This is a genomic window from Thalassospiraceae bacterium LMO-JJ14 (assembly GCA_021555105.2).
Taxonomy (GTDB): Bacteria; Pseudomonadota; Alphaproteobacteria; order Rhodospirillales; family Casp-alpha2; genus UBA4479.
The window spans coordinates 2889839-2908699 of record CP134604.1 but is presented as its reverse complement, the minus strand read 5'-3'; the positions used below and the strand labels follow the sequence as shown (position 1 = coordinate 2908699).

Annotated in this window: 16 protein-coding genes; 9 read left to right on the top strand and 7 right to left on the bottom strand. The window is 60.6% G+C overall.

Features of this window, described 5'->3' with window-relative positions:
* Nucleotides 1-17: 17 nt before the first annotated feature.
* Nucleotides 18-1553 (bottom strand): SulP family inorganic anion transporter, encoded by a 1536-nt coding sequence (locus tag L2D14_13700; protein WNJ98922.1) that lies wholly within the window; start codon nucleotides 1551-1553, stop codon nucleotides 18-20.
* A 236-nt stretch (nucleotides 1554-1789) separates the two neighbouring features.
* Here L2D14_13700 and L2D14_13695 point away from each other — a divergent pair, with 236 nt between their 5' ends.
* Nucleotides 1790-2620, top strand: coding sequence for a phytanoyl-CoA dioxygenase family protein (locus tag L2D14_13695; GenBank protein WNJ98921.1), 831 nt, complete (start codon nucleotides 1790-1792; stop codon nucleotides 2618-2620).
* A 124-nt stretch (nucleotides 2621-2744) separates the two neighbouring features.
* On the opposite strand, the gene egtB is transcribed toward L2D14_13695, so the two are convergent.
* The 3 genes from egtB to L2D14_13680 all read right to left on the bottom strand — a co-directional run bounded on the left by egtB (nucleotide 2745) and on the right by L2D14_13680 (nucleotide 6722).
* Complete coding sequence (gene egtB, locus L2D14_13690) at nucleotides 2745-4982, bottom strand: ergothioneine biosynthesis protein EgtB (protein ID WNJ98920.1); 2238 nt, start codon at nucleotides 4980-4982, stop codon at nucleotides 2745-2747.
* A gap of 96 nt (nucleotides 4983-5078) precedes the next feature.
* Nucleotides 5079-5474 carry a cupin domain-containing protein gene (locus L2D14_13685; GenBank protein ID WNJ98919.1) on the bottom strand — a complete coding sequence of 132 codons (396 nt, stop codon included), beginning with the start codon at nucleotides 5472-5474 and terminating at the stop codon, nucleotides 5079-5081.
* Between the two features lie 57 nt (nucleotides 5475-5531).
* Nucleotides 5532-6722 (bottom strand): NAD(P)/FAD-dependent oxidoreductase, encoded by a 1191-nt coding sequence (locus L2D14_13680; protein ID WNJ98918.1) that lies wholly within the window; start codon nucleotides 6720-6722, stop codon nucleotides 5532-5534.
* Nucleotides 6723-7041: 319 nt separating this feature from the next.
* Here L2D14_13680 and L2D14_13675 point away from each other — a divergent pair, with 319 nt between their 5' ends.
* The 5 genes from L2D14_13675 to L2D14_13655 all read left to right on the top strand — a co-directional run bounded on the left by L2D14_13675 (nucleotide 7042) and on the right by L2D14_13655 (nucleotide 13736).
* Nucleotides 7042-8118: a hypothetical protein gene (locus L2D14_13675; protein WNJ98917.1), complete on the top strand. Its 1077-nt coding sequence runs from the start codon at nucleotides 7042-7044 to the stop codon at nucleotides 8116-8118.
* A 377-nt stretch (nucleotides 8119-8495) separates the two neighbouring features.
* Entirely contained in the window at nucleotides 8496-10277 is a 1782-nt protein-coding gene (gene xsc / locus L2D14_13670; protein ID WNJ98916.1) for a sulfoacetaldehyde acetyltransferase, read from the top strand.
* A 222-nt stretch (nucleotides 10278-10499) separates the two neighbouring features.
* A complete protein-coding gene (locus L2D14_13665; protein WNJ98915.1) occupies nucleotides 10500-11330 on the top strand; it encodes an FkbM family methyltransferase in 831 nt (276 codons plus the stop codon).
* A gap of 15 nt (nucleotides 11331-11345) precedes the next feature.
* Nucleotides 11346-12023 (top strand): sulfotransferase family 2 domain-containing protein, encoded by a 678-nt coding sequence (locus L2D14_13660; protein WNJ98914.1) that lies wholly within the window; start codon nucleotides 11346-11348, stop codon nucleotides 12021-12023.
* A 75-nt stretch (nucleotides 12024-12098) separates the two neighbouring features.
* Nucleotides 12099-13736: a GMC family oxidoreductase N-terminal domain-containing protein gene (locus L2D14_13655; GenBank protein WNJ98913.1), complete on the top strand. Its 1638-nt coding sequence runs from the start codon at nucleotides 12099-12101 to the stop codon at nucleotides 13734-13736.
* Nucleotides 13737-13852: 116 nt separating this feature from the next.
* On the opposite strand, the gene L2D14_13650 is transcribed toward L2D14_13655, so the two are convergent.
* Complete coding sequence (locus L2D14_13650; protein ID WNJ98912.1) at nucleotides 13853-14536, bottom strand: DUF1028 domain-containing protein; 684 nt, start codon at nucleotides 14534-14536, stop codon at nucleotides 13853-13855.
* A 244-nt stretch (nucleotides 14537-14780) separates the two neighbouring features.
* On the opposite strand from L2D14_13650, the gene L2D14_13645 reads away from it, so the two are divergent.
* Together L2D14_13645 and L2D14_13640 are read left to right on the top strand one after the other, a co-directional pair.
* Nucleotides 14781-15053, top strand: a complete 273-nt coding sequence (locus L2D14_13645; GenBank protein ID WNJ98911.1) for a gamma-glutamyltransferase — start codon at nucleotides 14781-14783, stop codon at nucleotides 15051-15053.
* Nucleotides 15054-15155: 102 nt separating this feature from the next.
* Nucleotides 15156-16745, top strand: a complete 1590-nt coding sequence (locus L2D14_13640) for an FMN-binding glutamate synthase family protein (protein WNJ98910.1) — start codon at nucleotides 15156-15158, stop codon at nucleotides 16743-16745.
* A 6-nt stretch (nucleotides 16746-16751) separates the two neighbouring features.
* Here L2D14_13640 and L2D14_13635 read toward each other — a convergent pair whose 3' ends face one another.
* On the bottom strand, nucleotides 16752-17612 hold the full coding sequence (locus L2D14_13635; GenBank protein WNJ98909.1) for a hypothetical protein: 861 nt from the start codon (nucleotides 17610-17612) through the stop codon (nucleotides 16752-16754).
* A 102-nt stretch (nucleotides 17613-17714) separates the two neighbouring features.
* Nucleotides 17715-17870: a hypothetical protein gene (locus tag L2D14_13630; GenBank protein WNJ98908.1), complete on the bottom strand. Its 156-nt coding sequence runs from the start codon at nucleotides 17868-17870 to the stop codon at nucleotides 17715-17717.
* 10 nt (nucleotides 17871-17880) lie between these two features.
* Here L2D14_13630 and L2D14_13625 point away from each other — a divergent pair, with 10 nt between their 5' ends.
* On the top strand, nucleotides 17881-18807 hold the full coding sequence (locus tag L2D14_13625) for an MBL fold metallo-hydrolase (protein WNJ98907.1): 927 nt from the start codon (nucleotides 17881-17883) through the stop codon (nucleotides 18805-18807).
* Nucleotides 18808-18861: the final 54 nt, after the last annotated feature.

Genomic DNA, 18861 nt, shown 5'->3' with positions numbered 1-18861 from the left:
CGCGAATCTGCGGTGCCTTAGTGACCGCTGCCGAGAATACCGGTCTTCACATCGTAATCGACGGCCAGGCCGTAGCTCGGGTCGTCGTCTGAATCGACCATCAGCTGACCGGCGCGGTTCAGCAGCCGGTGGCAGTCCTGTGACAGGTGCCTGAGCTGCAGCGTCTTGCCCTGCGTCTCGTACTTCATCGCCAGCGCTTCTATCGCCTGCAGGGCGGACTGGTCGACGACCCGGCTGTCGATGAAGTCGACGATAACCAGGCTTGGGTCCGATGCCGGCTCGAACAGTTCTGTAAATCCGTCCACCGATCCGAAGAACAGCGGCCCGTCGATGCGGTAGACCTTGGCGCCTTCGGGCGTGGTGTGGATTTTGGCATGGATGCGCTTGGAATTGTTCCACGCATAGGCCAGCGCCGAGACGATCACGCCGACGACGACGGCGACGGCCAGATCGCTCATCACCGTGACGGCGGTGACCAGCAGCATGACGAATGCATCCGTCAGCGGAATTTTCCTGAGGATGGTGATGCTCTGCCACGCGAAGGTGCCGATGACGACCATGAACATGACGCCGACCAGGGCGGCCAGCGGGATCTGCTCGATCATGCTCGAAGCGACGAGAATAAACGCCAGCAGGAACAGCGCCGCGGAAATGCCCGACAAGCGATGCCGGCCGCCGGATTTCACGTTGATGATAGACTGGCCGATCATGGCGCAACCGCCCATGCCACCAAAGAATCCGGTCAGCGTGTTGGCGATGCCTTGGGCGATACATTCCTGCGAGGCGCCGCCGCGCTTGTTGACGATGTCGCCGACAAGGTTGAGCGTGAGCAGACTTTCAATCAGGCCGATGGCCGACAGGATCAGCGCGAACGGCAAGATGATCTTCAGCGTCTCCAGTGTCAGCGGCACCATCGGGATGTGCAGGGAAGGCAGTCCGCCCTTGATCGACGCCAGATCGCCGACGCGCGGCACATCGATGCCGAAGGCGATAACGATACCGGCGACCACGGCAATCGCGCAGAGTGGCGCGGGCACGGCCTTTGTCAGCTTCGGCATCAGCCAGATGATGGCCATCGTCAGAGCGACCAGACCCAGCATCACGGCAAGCGGCATGCCGGTCATCCATTGCATCCGGCCGTCTGTGCCGGGAAGCTGAAATTGTGACATTTGCGCCAGGAAAATGATGATGGCGAGGCCGTTGACGAATCCCAGCATCACCGGGTGCGGCACCAGACGGATGAACTTGCCGAGGTGAAAGACACCGGCAAAAACCTGGATGATGCCCATCAGAATCACGGTTGCGAACAAATATTCGACGCCGTGGCGGGCAACCAGCGCGACCATGACCACGGCCAGTGCGCCTGTGGCGCCGGAAATCATGCCGGGACGGCCGCCGATCAAGGCCGTCACCAGACCGACGATAAACGCCGCATACAGGCCGACCAGCGGGTGCACCCCGGCGACGAACGAAAACGCCACGGCTTCCGGTACCATGGCCAGGGCAACGGTCAGTCCGGCCAGTATTTCGGTCTTGATGATGAGGGGCGACATCGAAGCGGCCCAGCCGCCTTCATGCCGGGCAAAAGAAAAACGACCCGTGAGGGTCGCCAGAGAAAGCTTAACCACGTTTTGAAAATCCAATATCAGGCCTGAGCCGGGGAAGAGTTGTTGCGGTGGTGATAAAGCATTTATGCTGCATTGCAACATAAATATCACGGATCGGCGGGTAATGGTTGTGATACGGCGACAGGGCCACTTAAAATCCCTGCAGGTTTGGGAGGACCGGTATGACGCTGACAGCATCCGATATCGAACAGTTTCACCGCGACGGGTATGTTTTTCCCGTCGATATCCTTGATTCTTCCGAGGTTGCGGATATTCGTGCGCAACTTCAGGCGGAAGAAGCGAAGCACGGCGGCAAGCTGTTGCCCGGGCAGCGCTCGAAAGGGCACCTTCTTTTCAAGTGGCTCGATGACCTGATCCGCGATCCGCGCGTTCTCGATCCGGTCGAACAACTGATCGGCCCGAATATCCTCTGCTGGAACACGCTTTTCTGGATCAAGGAAGCCGATCACAGGTCTTTTGTCGGCTGGCATCAGGACACCAAGTACTGGGGGCTTTCCAGCGACAAGGTGGTGACCGCCTGGGTGGCGCTGTCCCCGGCAAGCATCGAAGCCGGGTGCATGAAAGTGCTGCCGGGCTCGCACCGGGGCGATATTCTGGAACACGACGAACGTTACAACGAGGACAATATGCTGACTCGCGGGCAGGAACTCTCGAACGTGCCCCGCGACGAGGATGCGGTGTTCATGCCGCTCCAACCCGGTCAGATGTCGATTCACAACTACCGGATCGCGCACGCGTCGGGGCCGAACAATGCGCCCGACCGGCGGATCGGCGTTTCCATGCACTTCATGCCGCCGGAAACGGAACAGATCGTCGGCTCATGGGACAGCGCGGCGCTGGTGCGGGGCGAAGATCCGTTCGGTCACTTCGAGCCGACACCGGTCCCGGCGCACGACTTCGACGCCGCCGCGGTGGCTTTCCATGAACGCGCCACGCAGGCATTCCGCGAAGTCCTGTATCACGGCGCCGAGAACAATACCGGCAAGTTGTAGCAAAAGCTCATGCTTCGAGACGGATGCACCGCATCCTCCTCAGCATAAGGTGGGACCCGAGATTAAATTGACCCTCGTCATGAGGAGGCCGACAGGCCGTCTCGAAGGATGATCCGACGTGTTTTTATGTCCTGACGCGCAGCAGCATGACCGCGAACAGATTGTCCGCATCGCACCACATGGCGAGCTTGGCGAAGCCCGCCGCCTGCGCCATGGCCTCGAATTCCTCAGGCGTGAACTTGTATGAATTCTCGGTGTGTATGGTCTCGCCGGCGCTGAAGTGAAAGCCGGTCCCGCCGACGTGGACGGTCTGGTCGGTGCAGCTTTCGAGATGCATCTCGACCCGGCCGGCGAGCGCATTGTAACGCGCGATATGGCGGAACAGCGACGGGTTGAAATCACCATCCAGTTCATTGTTGATGCGCGTCAGCAGGTTCTTGTTGAATGCTTCCGTGATCCCCTGAGCGTCGTCATAGGCATCGACGAGGCGGCCTGCGTCCTTTTTCAGATCGACACCGATCACCAGCATGCCGTGGCGCCCGACGGTCTGGCGGATACCGGCAAGAAAGGCTTCGGCGTCGGCGGGGTCGAAATTGCCGATGGTCGAGCCGGGGAAGAACGCGACCCGTGCTTTCGGGCTGCGCTTCGGCAGCGGCAGATCGACGGCATGGGTGAAGTCAGCCTCGACAGCGAGGACTTCAAGATCTGGATAAGCGGCGCGGACGTCATCGGCCGCCTGTTGCAGTTGCTCGGCGGAAATGTCGATCGCGCACAGCGACACCGGATCGTGCAGCGCATCGAGCAGGATACGCACCTTGTCGAGCGCGCCGGAGCCGTATTCGATCAGCATCACGTCGGGGCCGAGCTTGGCCGCGATGTCGTCCGCGTTACTGCTCAGGATGCCCATTTCGGTGCGTGTCGGATAATACTCGTCCAGTTCGCAGATTTCCGTAAACAGCCGCGCCCCCTCGGCATCGTAGAAATATTTCGGCGACAAACGCTTCGGCGTCGCGGAAAGGCCGGTGACGACATCGTGCAGAAACGTCGCTTCGCTGCCGTCTGCCGGGGCGTCCGCGCCGACGCGGGACGCCGGGGCATCGTCGGCGAGGCGGATGCCCGAAAACTGCCAGCGTGCCCAGGGATGAAAGAAGTTCCGGTACGATGCGCGGATGTGCGCTTCGGGCGTGACGCAGGAGCCGCCCCGCAGCACCATCTGTCCCGACATGAACTTGCCGTTGTATTCGCCGACCGCACCTTCGGCCGGACGGTAGCCCGGGTAGGCGTCGTAGGCGCTCCCCGTCCATTCCCAGACATCACCGAACATCTGCGCCAGCCCGCCGGTGGGCGCGGGCATCGGGTGATAGATTCCGGTGCCGGCGAAATTCCCGGTCATATGCTGTTCGGCGGCGACGGCTTCCCATTCCGCCTCGCGCGCCAGCCGCGCGCCGGCCCAGCGGGCGAAGGCGTCGGCCTCGTAATAGCTGACGTGACACACCGGGGAATCCGGATCGACGGGGCGCAGGCCCGCGAGCGTGAAAATCCGCCACGCGCCATCATCGCCTTTCTGCCAGTACATCGGGGCCTGCCAGCCGTCTTCCTGACACTTCGCCCAGCCGTCCGACAGCCATAGCTCCGCGGTTCGATAACCGCCGTCCTCGATGAAGCGAACATATTCGCCGTTGGACACCGGGTGCGTCGCCAGACGGAACGGCTCCAGCCAGACCTTGTGGCGCGGCCCCTCGCAATCGAAAGCGAAGCCGCCTTCCTTGTGGCCGATTTCGACAAGGCCGCCCGGATGATCGGCCCAGCCTGTTTCGCGGTTGCGCGTCGCATCCATCGGCCTGGGCCGGTGGTAGGCGGGGAAAAGCGGGTTCATCGAAAGCGCGTGTTTGATGTCGGTGAGCAGAAGTTCCTGATGTTGCTGCTCGTGCTGCAGGCCAAGCTCGATCAGGTTGAGCACGTCGGGCGCCGGGGAGGTTTCCAGATAGGCCTTCATCCCGGCATCGACATGCGCACGAAAGGCATGAATGTCACTGAGCGGCGGGCGCGTCAGCATGCCGCGTTCGGGCCGCGCATGGCGGGCGCCGATCTGCTCGTAATAGGAATTGAACAGGTAATTGTAGTTCGGATCGAATACCGCGTAGCCGTCGACGTATGATTTCAGGATAAACGTTTCGAAAAACCATGTGGTATGTGCCAGATGCCATTTCGTCGGGCTGGTATCTGGCATCGACTGGATGCACTGATCCTCGGCGCTGAGCGGCTGGGCCAGGTTTTGCGTTTGTTCGCGGATGGCGCTGAAACGCTTGGCGATTTCGGCGGGATCCGGCGCTTTCAGGCCATGCGCCTGTGACTTCAACATGGGGAATCTCCTGCTTGTGGCACAAAGCCTAGCGCGTCGGCCACGGAAATGGCACCCCGCCCATGTAACAAATTCGTGACAACGTCATGACGCCGGTCAGGCGGGCGGGTCGGTGATTTCGGTCTTGAAGTCGGCCGGCGAGACAATCTCGAGCACTTCGAAATCATCCGAGCAGGCGATTTCGCGGTGGCGGATGCCTGGGCGCTGATGGATGAAGTCGCCTTTTTCGATGCGGTGCACGCCTTCGCCCTCGTATTCGAATTCGGCCCAGCCGTTCAGCACCAGGACAACCTGGAACCTGCAGTGATGGCAGTGCCACTGTTGCACGGCGTCTGCTTCCTTGCGGCCGTTGGCGCGGATCAGGTGTGCCACGTAATCGCCGTCGGTGGACGCCTTCAGGCCCAGGTCACGATAGTCGAATATATCGCGAAGCCCCGGTGTCCATTCGGCGTCGGTGGCCATGCTGTGGCTGAATGTCCAGGTCTCGGTCATGGTATCCTCCGGTCTATGTTGTCGCGAGTATAACGGTTTTGATACGGCGTGAAATGCCTACACCGCTTCGCCCGCAGCGCGGCCGCTGGCCCAGGCCCACTGGAAATTATAGCCGCCGAGCCAGCCGGTCACGTCGACCGCCTCGCCGATGATGAAAAGACCGGGCACGTTCTTGGCTTCCATGGTCTGCGAGGAAAGGTGCTTGGTGTCGATGCCGCCGAGCGTAACCTCGGCCTTGGCAAAGCCCTCGCTGCCGGTCGGCACGACCTGCCAGTTGTTGAGTTTGTGGCCGAACTGCGACAGATCGCGATCGGTGATCTCGCCGATGGGCCGGTCAGGCAGGTCGGCGGCGGCCAGCGCCGTCGCCAGGCGCGCCGGCAGCAGACGGCCGAGGACGTTGCCGGGCTTGGCCTTGGCGCCGGACTGCTTGGCAGCCAGCAGATACCCGGCGGCGTCGGTGTCGGGAATGATGTTGAGCGAGATCGCATCGCCTTCGCGCCAGTATGATGAAATCTGCAGGATTGCCGGGCCGGACAGGCCGCGGTGCGTCAGCAGCATGGCTTCGCGGAAGCTTGTCTTGCCGTGTCGGGCGATGCATTCGGTGGCGACGCCGCTCAAGGGGTTCATCAACGCGAGATCGTCGGCGCCGACCTTCAGCGGCACCAGGGCCGGGCGGGGATGGATCAGCGTCAGGCCGAACCGGCGCGCGGTGCGGTGCGCGAAATCGCTGGCACCCATTTTCGGGATCGACAGGCCGCCGCTGGCCAGCACCAGCGATGCGGCTTCGAAGTCCCCCTTGTCGGTCGCGACCTTGAAACGCTCGGCACGGGTAACATCGGTGACGTTGTGGTTGAGGCGGATATCGACCGCCCCGGCGCGGCATTCCCTGAGCAGCATTTCGACGACTGCCCCGGCGCGCCCGTCGCAAAACAACTGGCCCAGGGTCTTTTCGTGCCAGGCAATATCGTGCTTTTCGACCATTTGTATGAAATCCGCAGGCGTGTAGCGGGCGAGGGCGGATTTGCAGAAATGCCGGTTTGTGGAAATGAAGTTATCGGGTCGGCAGTGAGTGTTGGTGAAGTTGCACCGCCCGCCGCCGGAAATCAGGATTTTCTTGCCCGCCGCGTCGGCGTGATCCAGCAACAGCACGCGCCGCCCCCTGGCACCTGCGGTCAATGCGCACATCAAGCCGGCGGCCCCGGCACCGATGACGATGACGTCGAACTGTAGTGGGCGGTTTTGTGTCACGGCTTCACCTTTGCGGTTTTTCCTGGCAATCGCTTCCGCCTGGTCGTGCTTTGATCGATGTTGATGCGGCGGCGAGTTTATTTCAGCACCGTCCTCCGTGAAAGGTTGAATCCGGATGCTGGGCGGGCTAAAAGTGGCCCTGTATATTTTGAATTTTTTATTGGTACTGGCACCGTGAATGCCCAAGTGCTGCAATGAAGATCAAGATACTAAAGGGGACTGGCCGAACACCGGTTTCAAACATTAAATCTATGTGCGGATGAGACGCTTCTCGCGAAAAAAAGGAGCGCCGCCGTTTTTCCTGAACTTTGGAGGAAACATGTCTGGTAAAAAATATAACGTCCTGATCCTTGGGGCGTCATACGGCTCATTGCTGGCGACAAAACTTCTGTTGGCGGGTCACAACACCACCCTGATCTGCTTGCCGGAAGAGGCCGACCTGATCAATAAGGACGGCATTCATGTCCGCATACCTGTTCGCGGCCGAGATGAACTTGTGCAGGTGGATTCCGTCAATTCACCCGGCAAGCTGAATGCCGCCGGCCCCGGCGACGTCGATCCCAAGGATTACGATCTCGTCGCGCTGGCGATGCAGGAGCCGCAATACCGCTCTCCCGGGGTGCGCGAGCTTCTCGACAAGGTCGCCACATCCGGCGTGCCGTGCATGTCGATCATGAACATGCCGCCGCTGCCGTACCTGTTGCGCCTCCCGGGCATTCAGGCCGATGCCATCAAGCATTGCTATACCGATCCGACGGTGTGGGAAAACTTCGACAGCGACCTGATGACGCTGGCCAGTCCCGACCCGCAGGCTTTCCGCCCGCCGGACGAGCCGGTCAACGTTCTGCAGGTCAGCCTGCCGACCAACTTCAAGGTCGCACGCTTTGCGTCCGACGCGCACACCGACATGCTGCGCCAGATCGAACAGGACATTATGGACATTCGCTTCGATCCGGGTGACGGCACGCCGATCGAGCTGCCGGTGAAGCTCAAGGTCTATGAGTCGGTTTTCGTGCCGCTGGCGAAATGGGCGATGCTGATGACCGGCAATTACCGCTGCGTCATGGAGGACGAGGCCCGCTCGATCAAGGAAGCCGTGCACTCCAACCTGGAAGCCTCGAAGGAGGTCTACAACTGGGTGCATCAGCTGTGCCAGACGATGGGTGCGGATCCGGCCGACATGGTACCGTTCGAAAAGTACGCGAACGCCGCCCAGGGCCTGTCGAAACCGTCGTCGGCGGCGCGCGCACTGTTTGCCGGTGCGCCGAACATTGAGCGGCTGGACCTTCTCGTGAAGACCCTGTCGGACGGGATCGGTATGCACTCGAAAATGGTCGAAGACACGGTCGAACTGGTCAACAAGCGTCTGCAGACGAACCGCGCCGCAAAAGGCTAAGCAATCCCTGACGGACTTGTCCCGCCGATAAGGCGGCGTTTGACGGTGCAAGCCGGCGGACGCCGCCTTTGGTTTTTTAGGCAGGTATTCTCTCCCGGGAAATGCCGGGGCAGGGAACTGGCACCATGATCCGCACGGTGCTGGCCCTTTCTCATATCTGCAATGACTACTACCCCATACAGGGGAGGACTGGGAATACAGGGCTTTTTACCTAAAGGACCATGCCGCGCCAGGGCTGATAAATAGATTTGACGGCGATGCATAAATATGAAAAATTAGGACATAACGTCTCATTAATGAATTTTATTGTTTTTTGATAATCGCTCAAACCTGGCCGACGAAAAGGCCGGAAAGTTGGCAAGCAAGGAGCCGAAACTATGAAAATGACAACCGAGGAAGCATTCGTAAAAGTTCTGCAAAAGCATGGTATCGAACATGCGTTCGGGATTATTGGCTCGGCCATGATGCCGGTGTCCGATATTTTCCCGAAGGCCGGGATCACGTTCTGGGACTGCGCGCATGAGTGCAATGCCGGCATGATGGCCGACGGGTTCACCCGATCCAGCGGCAAGATGAGCATGATGATCGCGCAGAACGGCCCGGGCATTACCAACTTCGTGACGCCGGTCAAAACCGCATACTGGAACCATACGCCGTTGCTTCTGGTGACGCCGCAGGCTGCCAACAAGACCATCGGTCAGGGCGGTTTTCAGGAAATCCCGCAGATGGCCCTGTTCGAGGACATGGTCTGCTATCAGGAAGAAGTGCGCGATCCGACGCGGATCGCCGAAGTACTGAACCGCGTCATCGAACAGGCCTGGCGCGGTAGCGGCCCGGCACAGATCAACGTACCGCGCGATTTCTGGACCCAGGTCGTCGATATCGAAATTCCCGACACCGTGAAGCTGGAACGCCCGGCCGGTGGCGCCGCCGCCATCGCCGATGCTGCCAAGCTGCTGTCGGAAGCCAAGTTCCCGGTCATCCTGAACGGCGCCGGCGTGGTGCTGTCGGGGGGCATCCCGGCATCCGCGGCGCTGGCCGAAAAACTGAGCGCGCCGGTCTGCTGCGGCTATCAGCACAATGACGCCTTCCCGGGCTCGCATCCGCTATTCGCCGGGCCGCTCGGCTACAACGGCTCGAAGGCAGCGATGGAACTGATCTCCAAGGCCGATGTTGTTCTCGCGCTGGGGACGCGCCTCAACCCGTTCTCGACCCTGCCGGGGTATGGTATCGATTACTGGCCCAAGGATGCCAAGGTGATCCAGGTCGATATGAACGCGGATCGCATCGGTCTGACCAAGAAAGTTACCGTCGCCATTCAGGGCGATGCCAAGCTGGTTGCCGAAAGCCTGCTGTCGCAGCTTTCTGCAGATGCCGGTAATGCCGACCGCGAAGACCGTGAAAAGCTGATCCACCAGACCCGTTCGGCCTGGCTGCAGCAACTGTCGTCGATGGATCACGAAGACGACGATCCGGGCACCACCTGGAACGAGCGTGCCCGTAACAGCCAGCCCGAACGGATGTCGCCGCGCATGGCGTGGCGCGCCATTCAGGCGGCAATGCCGAAGGATGTGATCATTTCGTCGGACATCGGTAACAACTGTGCCATCGGTAACGCTTATCCGACCTTCGAACATGGTCGCCGCTATCTGGCACCAGGCCTGTTCGGCCCCTGCGGATACGGTCTGCCGTCGATTGTCGGTGCCAAGATAGCAAAACCGGACATGCCGGTGATCGGCTTTGCCGGTGACGGCGCATTCGGCATCTCCATGAACGAGATGACGGCGATCGGCCGCGATCCGTGGCCGCCGGTCACGATGGTAATCTTCCGCAACTACCAGTGGGGTGCGGAAAAACGCAACACCACACTGTGGTATGCGGACAACTTCGTCGGCACCGAGCTTGATCTCGATGTGAAGTACGCAGATATCGCCAAGGCCTGTGGCGTCAAAGGCGTCCAGGTGACGACGATGGCGGAACTGACCGAGCAGCTTGCCGCCGCCGTCGATGCGCAGATGAAGAACGGTGAAACCACCTTCATCGAAGTGGTGCTTAACCAGGAACTGGGCGAGCCGTTCCGCCGCGATGCCATGAAGGCGCCAGTTCAGGTCGCCGGCATCGACCCCGCCGACATGTGCCCGCAAGAGGGTGCAAACTAACGCCGACCCTGTACCCGGCGTTAAGACAAGCCCCGGAACCTTGTTGGTTTCGGGGCTTTTCGTTTAACTGCGACGCTGCTTTAATTGCGGGTGATCGGCGGTGCCAAGGTTTGCCTGTGCAAGAACATGTCCGCGCAGGAAATGGTCGCCCTTCCGGAACGGCATGTGACACGCTTGTCCCGTGTGTGTTGACCGGCCGCCATCGGGCAGGGTGAGAACGCTATGCAATTTGCTCATGCCGACATTGCCGGTTTTCACTGGACGGCAAACCCGAACGATCAGTACATCGGCAAATCGCTGCTGACCTATGGCGAATGGTCGTATGGCGAAATCGACCTGTTGTGCGGCTATCTAGACCGCAATGCCAATGTCGTCGAGGTCGGCGCCAACATCGGCGCGCACACGGTGCCGCTGGCCCGCCATGTGACGGCGGGGCGGGTCATTGCCTTCGAACCGCAACGCATCTGCTTTCAGATGCTGGGCGCGAACGTCATCAATAACGACTGCATCAATGTCGCCACCTTCAACGCTGCTGTCGGCGATGTCGCCGGCAATACCGTCATGATGGATGCCGATCCGGCCATGCCGCTTAACTTCGGCGGCATCGGCGTCAATCAGGATCGTATCGAGGCCGGCGGCGGCATGGCGCTCGGGAAAACGCCGATTGTCCGGCTTGACGACATCATTGGACCAGAGCTGAAAACCGCCCTGATCAAGTGCGATGCCGAGGGGATGGAGGTACGGGTCATTGAAGGCGCGCGCCGGCTGATCGAACGGGACAAGCCGGTCCTTTATCTGGAAGACGACCGCCCGGCACTGTCGCAGGAACTGTACGAAACGGTGCGCGGTTTCGGCTATGACGTGTGGTGGCATCAGGTGCCGTTGTTCCGCCCCGATAATCTGGCCGGGCAGGCGGAAAACATTTTCCCGAACATCTATTCGTTCAGCCTGCTGTGCTGCCATGCGTCGAAACCGCTCGACACTGCCGGACTGCATAAACTTGAAAGCTTCGCGGATCATCCGATGCACAAGCGCGCCGCGCCCGCGACATGACAAGCCGGTGACGGGATGGTGATTTCGGACTGCTATCGTTACCTGTATTTCGTCATCCCCAAATGCGGTTCGGCATCGGTGCGGCACGCGATGGCGCCGTATACGGACATTGGCTATCCGGTGACGGATTTCGAACAGCATGTGACGATCGAAAAATTCCTCGGGCAATACGATTGCGAAAACCGTTTCGAGCGATATTTCAAGTTCACCTTTGTGCGCAATCCCTATGACCGGCTGTATTCCGGTTTCCGCCAGGACATGCTGGCGTCGAAGACATGGACATCGTGGATTGCCGCCAAGAAGCCGATCTTCGATGCGATCGGCGATGACTTTAACCTCTACATGCACGAATACGTCGCCAAGGCCGATATCGTCCATGCCTGGGACTGGGTCTGCTTTTGTCCGATGGTCGCGTTCTCGCACCTGAACGGGGCCTTCGCGCTCGACTGGATCGGCCGCACCGAGCATCTGGAGCGCGACCTGCATGCGCTTGCGGATAAACTCGGGATCGAAATCGGCACGGTGGAGAAGTTCAATATGCGTGAGCCCGCCGCAGGTACGCCAGAGCAGCCGAAATACTTGTCCCGATACAACCGTGCGACGGTTCAACTGGTCAACGATCTGTATGCAGAGGATTTTGCCGCCTTCGACTATCCTATGCTCGATCCCGGCGGTTTGCCGTCACACCTGTAGACGCTTTTCAAGCTCCGGTCCGGTGCCTAGTATTTTCATAATGCCGGGATAAACCGGTATTGAAATGGGTGCGGGATGGAAACTTTTGATTATGTGATCGTCGGTGCGGGTTCGGCGGGCAGCGTTCTCGCCAACAGGCTCGGCGAAGACTCGAACGTCAGCATCTGCGTGCTCGAAGCCGGGCCGTCGGACTGGGATCCCTTCATCCATATTCCGGCCGGGTTTATCTATACCATCAAGAACCCGCGCATTAACTGGCTGTATGAAACCGAACCGACGGAATGGACCGCCGGGCGCGCCATACAGCAGCCGCGCGGCAAGACGCTGGGCGGCTCAAGCTCGATCAACGGGCATATCTATACGCGCGGCAACCGCATGGATTACGACGGCTGGGCGCAACGCGGCAACCGGGGCTGGGGCTATGCCGACGTGTTGCCGTACTTCAAGCGTTCCGAAAACCGGGTCGGTGCGGGCGATGACACTTTTCGTGGCCGGGGCGGGCCGTTGACGGTCACTGATATCGACTGGTCGCACCCGCTGACGGATGCCTTTATCGAAGGCGTGCAGACCATCGGCATTCCCAAGGCGGACGACTACAACGGCGCCAAGCAGGAAGGTGCGACGTACTCGCAAAGGACCATCGCAGGCGGCCGGCGGATGTCGACGGCGCGGGCTTTCCTGCGCCCGGCGGTGAAGCGCGGCAATGTCCGTGTCATTACAAATGCGCATGCCACCCGTGTCATTCTCGACGGCAAGCGCGCGACCGGGGTCGCCTATAACAAGGGCGGTCGCAACGGCAAACCGATGCAGGTCATTGCGCGAAAGGAAGTAATTCTGTCCGGCGGGTCCATCAATTCGCCGCAACTACTGCAGGTTTCCGGGATCGGTGCGCCCGATTTCCTGAAATCGCTCGGCATCGAGGTCATGCACGCCCTGCCGGGGGTTGGTGAAAACCTCCGCGATCATTACGCACCCCGCTTCACGGCGCGGGTCAAGAATGTCCAGAGCCTCAACGAACGGACCAAGGGATTGCGTCTGCTCAGCGAGATCGCGCGCTGGGGCATGTCGCGTAAGGGCATCCTGTCGCTGAGCCCGACCCTGGTCTATTGCTTCTGGCGCTCGCATCCGGATATCGACTATAACGACGTGCAGTTCACCTTCACGCCCGCCAGCTACAAGGAAGGGGTGCAGTCCGAACTCGACGACTTCCCGGGTATGACCATTGCATCCTGGCAGCAGCGTCCGGAAAGCAGCGGATACGTGCGCGCGAAGTCATCCGACCCGTTCGAAAAACCGGTTATTCAACCGCGTTATCTGGAACACGAAACAGACCGCCGGGTCCTGCTGGCGGCGATGAAGCTGGCACGCAGGATGCTGACGACCGAACCCATGCAACGCTATTTCGATCACTGGATCTATCCCGGTGCGGACGTGCAGTCGGATGACGAACTGCTGCAGGTTGCCAAGGAACGCGGCACGACGACGTTCCATCCGATGGGGACCTGCCGCATGGCGCCCGATACCGACCCGACGGCGGTCGTCGATGACCGGCTTCGGGTTCACGGGCTGGAAGGGCTGCGCGTCGTCGATGCTTCGGTGATGCCGATGATGCCGTCGGCCAATCTGAATGCGCCGACCATCATGATTGCCGAAAAAGCCGCCGACATGATCCGCGGTATCGCGCCACCGGAGCCGATTATTCTAAAGGACTGATACCGGAGAATTTCCGCAGACATCCTGAACTTGATTCAGGATCCATAATTTCCGGCGTGATTTCGGTTGGTATGCATGGACCCTGAATCGAGTTCAGGGTGACGGAAGGAAAAAGCCTACGCGTCGCCCGGTACGCCGTAACTCGGCGCCGCGGACGGGTCGAGGGCACGGGTCACGTAATCATCCATCTGCGGCTTGTAACGCTGCCACAGCGCTTCCAGCTCGTTGATCGGGCAGCCATCCGTCCAGTCAATACGGAGATCGACGATCGGCCACGAGACACGGTCGACGACCTTGATGCCGGCGGAATGCACCGGCCCCGCTTCGCCACCTGCCGCAAGACCCGATTTCAGGGCATCGATCAGCCTGTCGGCAAGATGCATCGCGCTGTTTTCCGATTCCTCGAAGGCAAGGATCATGGATCGCGGCACGGACTTGTCGCCGAGAAGGTTGCCCGCCGCGGCGGCATTTTTTGTCGCCGCTTCGCCCCATGCGCCGAGAATTTCCGTACCCGAATGGATCGCTGTGTCGCCGCTACGATCAATGACCATGACCTGGCGAAATTCCATGTGTTGGGAACTGCTCAATAGCGTTTCGATGGTTTCCAGTGCGTCGGCTTCGGCGCGCAGCAGTCCGAGTCCGCGGGGGCCGAGAGACGGATCGGTAATATTCTGCGTGGCGACGGCGCCGACGCCGGCTTCGGCGAATGCGCAGCGTGCCGTAACGGCTGGGCTCGACGATGTGACGGCAACGCCGAACATGCCGGTATTGCGGCATCGGGCGACGATGGAAAATGTCATATGCCGCCTCCCGTTTGTGTGCCGGGCTGTCTTTGGCTGGTGCGGATCATGCAAATATTCTCCGTTAATCTTGTCCTGGGGCTAGGATCGACCATCCCCGGCCGCCTCGTAAAGCATGGAATTCAGACCTGCCTATTCCGCTATGCGGGCGTTTTTGGGCATCTTCGCTTGATGCAATGGCCCTGAGCCTCATATATGCGCTGACACAGCAGCGCCGGCGCAATGCCGCAATCGGGAGATCTGGATGCTCTATACGCCCACGGCAACACGCGGGATGATCACCTCGCCGCGTTGGCTGCTCGGGCGGACCTGGGGCGAGGACAACACCACGTTCAAGCTCGAAAGCCGCTTCGACCCGGATACCGTCAAGGCGTTGCGCGATTCCGGGCATGCCGTCGACATCATGGCGCCGTTCACGTCCATCATGGGACACGCCGAGGCGGTTTGCCGGCATGAGAACGGTCTGCTCGAAGGGGCCAGCAACCCGCGCAGCGACGGCGACGTCGCAGGCTTTTAGGGTTTCTTCACCAACGCCGTTGATAAAATTAGAATATGACCGTTGCCCGACTTATGATCGGGGAGCGTTTGTGATCGCTCGGGTAGAGGGGAGACGTTACCCATGGGGAGGTTTTTCGCATTGATCGGTGCCGGTATCGGCATCGGGGCCGGGTTTGTGTTGCTGGTCGCCGGCAGCTTTATCGGCTGGTGGGTTCTTGGCGTCTGTGCGCCGCTGGCGGCACTCGGGGTCTACGACCTGATCCAGACGCGGCATACGTTGTGGCGCAACTACCCGATCATATCGCATATGCGCTGGCTGTTCGAAGGCATCCGCCCGGAAATCCGCCAGTACCTGATCGAAAGCGATGCCGACGCTTTTCCGTTCAACCGCGAGCAACGTTCGCTGGTTTACCAGCGCGCCAAGAACGATCTGCAGACCATTCCCTTCGGTACCCAGCAAGATGTGTATGCGCCGGGTTATACGTACTTCAGCCATTCCATGCTGCCCGAACACGTCGATCCGAAAACGCTCAGGGTCAGCATCGGTGGGGACGCCTGCAAACAGCCCTATAGCTGCTCGTTGCTGAACGTCTCGGCAATGAGTTTCGGTGCGCTCAGCGGCAATGCCATTGCGGCACTGAACCGTGGCGCGGCGATGGGCGGTTTTGCGCATGACACCGGGGAAGGCGGCATTTCGCGTTATCATCGCGAGAACGGCGGCGACATTATCTGGGAAATCGGCTCGGGGTATTTCGGCTGTCGCACGGCGGACGGCCGTTTCTGTCTCGACACCTTCAGGGAGAAGGCCGCCGACAATCAGATCAAGATGATCGAGATCAAGCTGTCGCAGGGTGCCAAGCCGGGGCATGGCGGCATGCTGCCGGGGGCCAAGGTGACCGAGGAAATCTCGGAAGCGCGGGGGGTTCCGATTGGGGTCAACTGCATCTCGCCGTCGGCGCATTCGGCATTTTCAAGCCCGCAGGGTCTGGTCGATTTCATTCAACTGCTTCGCGATAACGCCGAAGGCAAACCGGTCGGTTTCAAGCTCTGCGTCGGACACCGGCGCGAATTCATGGCCATGATCAAGGCGATGCTGGCCAATGACTGTTATCCCGACTTCATCGTCATCGACGGCAAGGAAGGCGGCACCGGGGCCGCACCAGTCGAATTTTCCAACTCTCTCGGCCTGCCGCTCAGGGACGGGCTGCATTTCGTGCATCAGGCGCTGGTCGGCGCCGGTATCCGCGACAAGGTCAAGCTCGGCGCCAGCGGCAAGATCGTCTCCGGTGCCGACATGGCGCGGGCGCTCGCGCTCGGTGCGGACTGGTGTAACTCGGCGCGCGGTTTCATGTTCTCGATCGGCTGCATCCAGGCCCGGGCTTGCCATACCAACCGCTGCCCGACCGGGGTCGCAACGCAGGATCAGATGCGCCAGTCCGGTCTGCACGTCGGCGACAAGGCCCGACGCGTCGCCAATTTCCACGGCAACACACTGCTCGGCTTTGCCGAGATGCTGGGTGCCATGGGCCTGACCGCGCCGGATCAGATCACGCTGAACATGATCAATTTCCGCGAACCGCATCTGAGCGGCACCACCATGGTGACGCTGGAGCCGGGTCAGCTGCTGCGCGACGACTGTCCCGAGGAATACGCCATGCACTGGCGGCGTGCCGATCCATCGACGTTCCGCCGGGTCGACGCGCCGGCCTGAATCCTGTCAGGTGGTTTTCGCGGTGGGAATGGCGGCGCGTAATGCGGTGCCGACGACAACCAGTTGCGGGATTGTGTACAGAAACGAATTCAGCGTCGTCACCATCGCCTGCGGATCGTCGAGCGGCGGTGCCGGCGGGTTTGCATCGCGGGCCGCAGCCGTCACGCTGTCGATGAGCGGCTGCATGGCGGCGTTCAGGTCGGCCATGCGGGCCTCGACCTCGCCGCGGTGCATTGCCTGCAAAAGGCCCGGCGCCACATGCATCAGAAAATCCGGCCAGATCGCCAGGTGACGGTACAGCGTCGGGATCACCTGCGTCCCGGATGAGGGGAGCGCGCTTGGAATGGCGGCGCTGAGGTCCAGTACCGCGTCGCGCACGTCACCGCGCATGGCATTCAGACTCAAGGGCGCCGGCAGCTTGTGCGCGACGGGTGGTGGCTGCACGGCAACAGGTGGAAGCGATGCCGCCGGTGCCGGCGGTTGAGTCGGGTCGAGCAGATTTCGGATCGCCGTGATCAGGCTCAGGTTGACCGGATTCATGCGATTATAGGTGGCGATCATGGCCTCGATCAGCCGGTGCCCGTCGGCATCGACTCCTGTGGCCTGCATCTCAGCGGCGCTGACGGCGGGCAAGGGGACAATAGGAGTGTCGCCGACGGCCTTGAGCGCGTGTGCGGTGATCTGTCCGCTTTCCAGGGACGCGCCGACGATCGACCAGACCCAGGCGAGCATGCCGGGATACACGGCAAAGTGCCTGTATATCAGCGCCGGTGAGCCGACCCCCGTGGCGGTCATGATACGCTCGTAGATGTCGCGGGTTTCCGTATCGGCGTCGCTGACGGCGACTTCGGGTAGGGTATCCGTCATTCAGCAGAGTCTCCCGGAGTTGTTGCCGGCCCATAGGGGACGGTCATGCAATGATGGCCAACCCTCCCTTGTAGCACAATGGATTTGCGGAAAATCCGTGCCTCAGAGCAGCACCCCGGTGCGCCTTGAAATCATGTCCCGTGCCGCCGAAATCCAGCCCGCCGCGTACATCGGATTTTCATATTCGATTTTTCTTAATTGTTTAGGCATACTTCCCGTAAGCAAAAAAGTACCGGAGGAATTCATGCGTTCAGTCATCTGTTTATTCATGGCTCTGATAGTGCCGTTGACGGCATTCGCCAGCGAGGACATCCCCGATCAATATCCGGCATCAATGCTGTATTCGAAACCGGTCGAGGTGATCCCGCATGTCTGGTCGGCGATCGGCGCCACGGCCCCGCCTGGTTACGACAACACCGGGCATAACAATAATCTGAGCTTCATCGTCACCGGCGACGGGGTGATCGTCGTCAACGGCGGCGGGGCATACCTGCTGGCCAAGGCGTTGCATGACGAAATAAAACTGATCACCGATCAGCCGGTGAAACTGGTGATCAATGAAAACGGTCAGGGTCACGCCATGCTCGGCAACAGCTATTGGATCGAGCAGAACGTGAAGATTCTCGCGCATGCCGATGCCGCACACGAATTCAACGACCGTGCCGGGCAAATTATGGATAGCGCCAAGCGGCAGCTGAGGGAGCGTGCCCAGGGCACGAAAATCCAGGGGCCGACGGAAACCTTCGAGGACAAATACGAGATCGAGATGGGCAACTTCAGGATCGAGGTCCTGCATCTCGGCCCCGCACACAGCCCCGGCGATATTCAGGTCTGGTTGCCGGAACAGTCGCTGGTCATCGCCGGGGACATGGCGTTTCACGAACGCATGCTGCCGATCTTCGACGACACCGACACCAAGGGCTGGCTGGAAACCTGGGAGGGCCCGTTCGAGGCCTTGAAAGCGACCTACGTCATTCCGGGCCACGGGCACCCGACGAACATGGCGCAGGTGCGCCGCTATACCCATGATTATCTGGTTTATCTTCGCGGCAAGATCGCGGCGCATCTGGAGAACGGCGGCACGCTTGAACAGGCGTATTACGTCGATCAGACACCGTACAAGCATCTCGATACCTATGAACAGCTGGCGACCCGCAATGCAGGCCGTGTGTTCGTACAGATGGAGTTCGAATAGAACGCGGCCCCGGACAGTGGCGCGGGTCTCATCCTACGAGGCGCAACCAGCCGC

Excerpts from the sequence above, each read along its gene's own strand:
- L2D14_13645 (WNJ98911.1), top strand. The coding sequence starts at position 14,781 with ATGCTCTATACGCCCACGGCAACACGCGGGATGATCACCTCGCCGCGT.
- xsc (WNJ98916.1), top strand. The coding sequence starts at position 8,496 with ATGAAAATGACAACCGAGGAAGCATTCGTAAAAGTTCTGCAAAAGCAT.
- L2D14_13700 (WNJ98922.1), bottom strand. The coding sequence starts at position 1,553 with ATGTCGCCCCTCATCATCAAGACCGAAATACTGGCCGGACTGACCGTT.
- egtB (WNJ98920.1), bottom strand. The coding sequence starts at position 4,982 with ATGTTGAAGTCACAGGCGCATGGCCTGAAAGCGCCGGATCCCGCCGAA.
- L2D14_13650 (WNJ98912.1), bottom strand. The coding sequence starts at position 14,536 with ATGACATTTTCCATCGTCGCCCGATGCCGCAATACCGGCATGTTCGGC.
- L2D14_13685 (WNJ98919.1), bottom strand. The coding sequence starts at position 5,474 with ATGACCGAGACCTGGACATTCAGCCACAGCATGGCCACCGACGCCGAA.
- L2D14_13635 (WNJ98909.1), bottom strand. The coding sequence starts at position 17,612 with ATGACGGATACCCTACCCGAAGTCGCCGTCAGCGACGCCGATACGGAA.
- L2D14_13675 (WNJ98917.1), top strand. The coding sequence starts at position 7,042 with ATGTCTGGTAAAAAATATAACGTCCTGATCCTTGGGGCGTCATACGGC.
- L2D14_13660 (WNJ98914.1), top strand. The coding sequence starts at position 11,346 with ATGGTGATTTCGGACTGCTATCGTTACCTGTATTTCGTCATCCCCAAA.
- L2D14_13640 (WNJ98910.1), top strand. The coding sequence starts at position 15,156 with ATGGGGAGGTTTTTCGCATTGATCGGTGCCGGTATCGGCATCGGGGCC.
- L2D14_13625 (WNJ98907.1), top strand. The coding sequence starts at position 17,881 with ATGGCTCTGATAGTGCCGTTGACGGCATTCGCCAGCGAGGACATCCCC.
- L2D14_13655 (WNJ98913.1), top strand. The coding sequence starts at position 12,099 with ATGGAAACTTTTGATTATGTGATCGTCGGTGCGGGTTCGGCGGGCAGC.
- L2D14_13665 (WNJ98915.1), top strand. The coding sequence starts at position 10,500 with ATGCAATTTGCTCATGCCGACATTGCCGGTTTTCACTGGACGGCAAAC.
- L2D14_13630 (WNJ98908.1), bottom strand. The coding sequence starts at position 17,870 with ATGACTGAACGCATGAATTCCTCCGGTACTTTTTTGCTTACGGGAAGT.
- L2D14_13695 (WNJ98921.1), top strand. The coding sequence starts at position 1,790 with ATGACGCTGACAGCATCCGATATCGAACAGTTTCACCGCGACGGGTAT.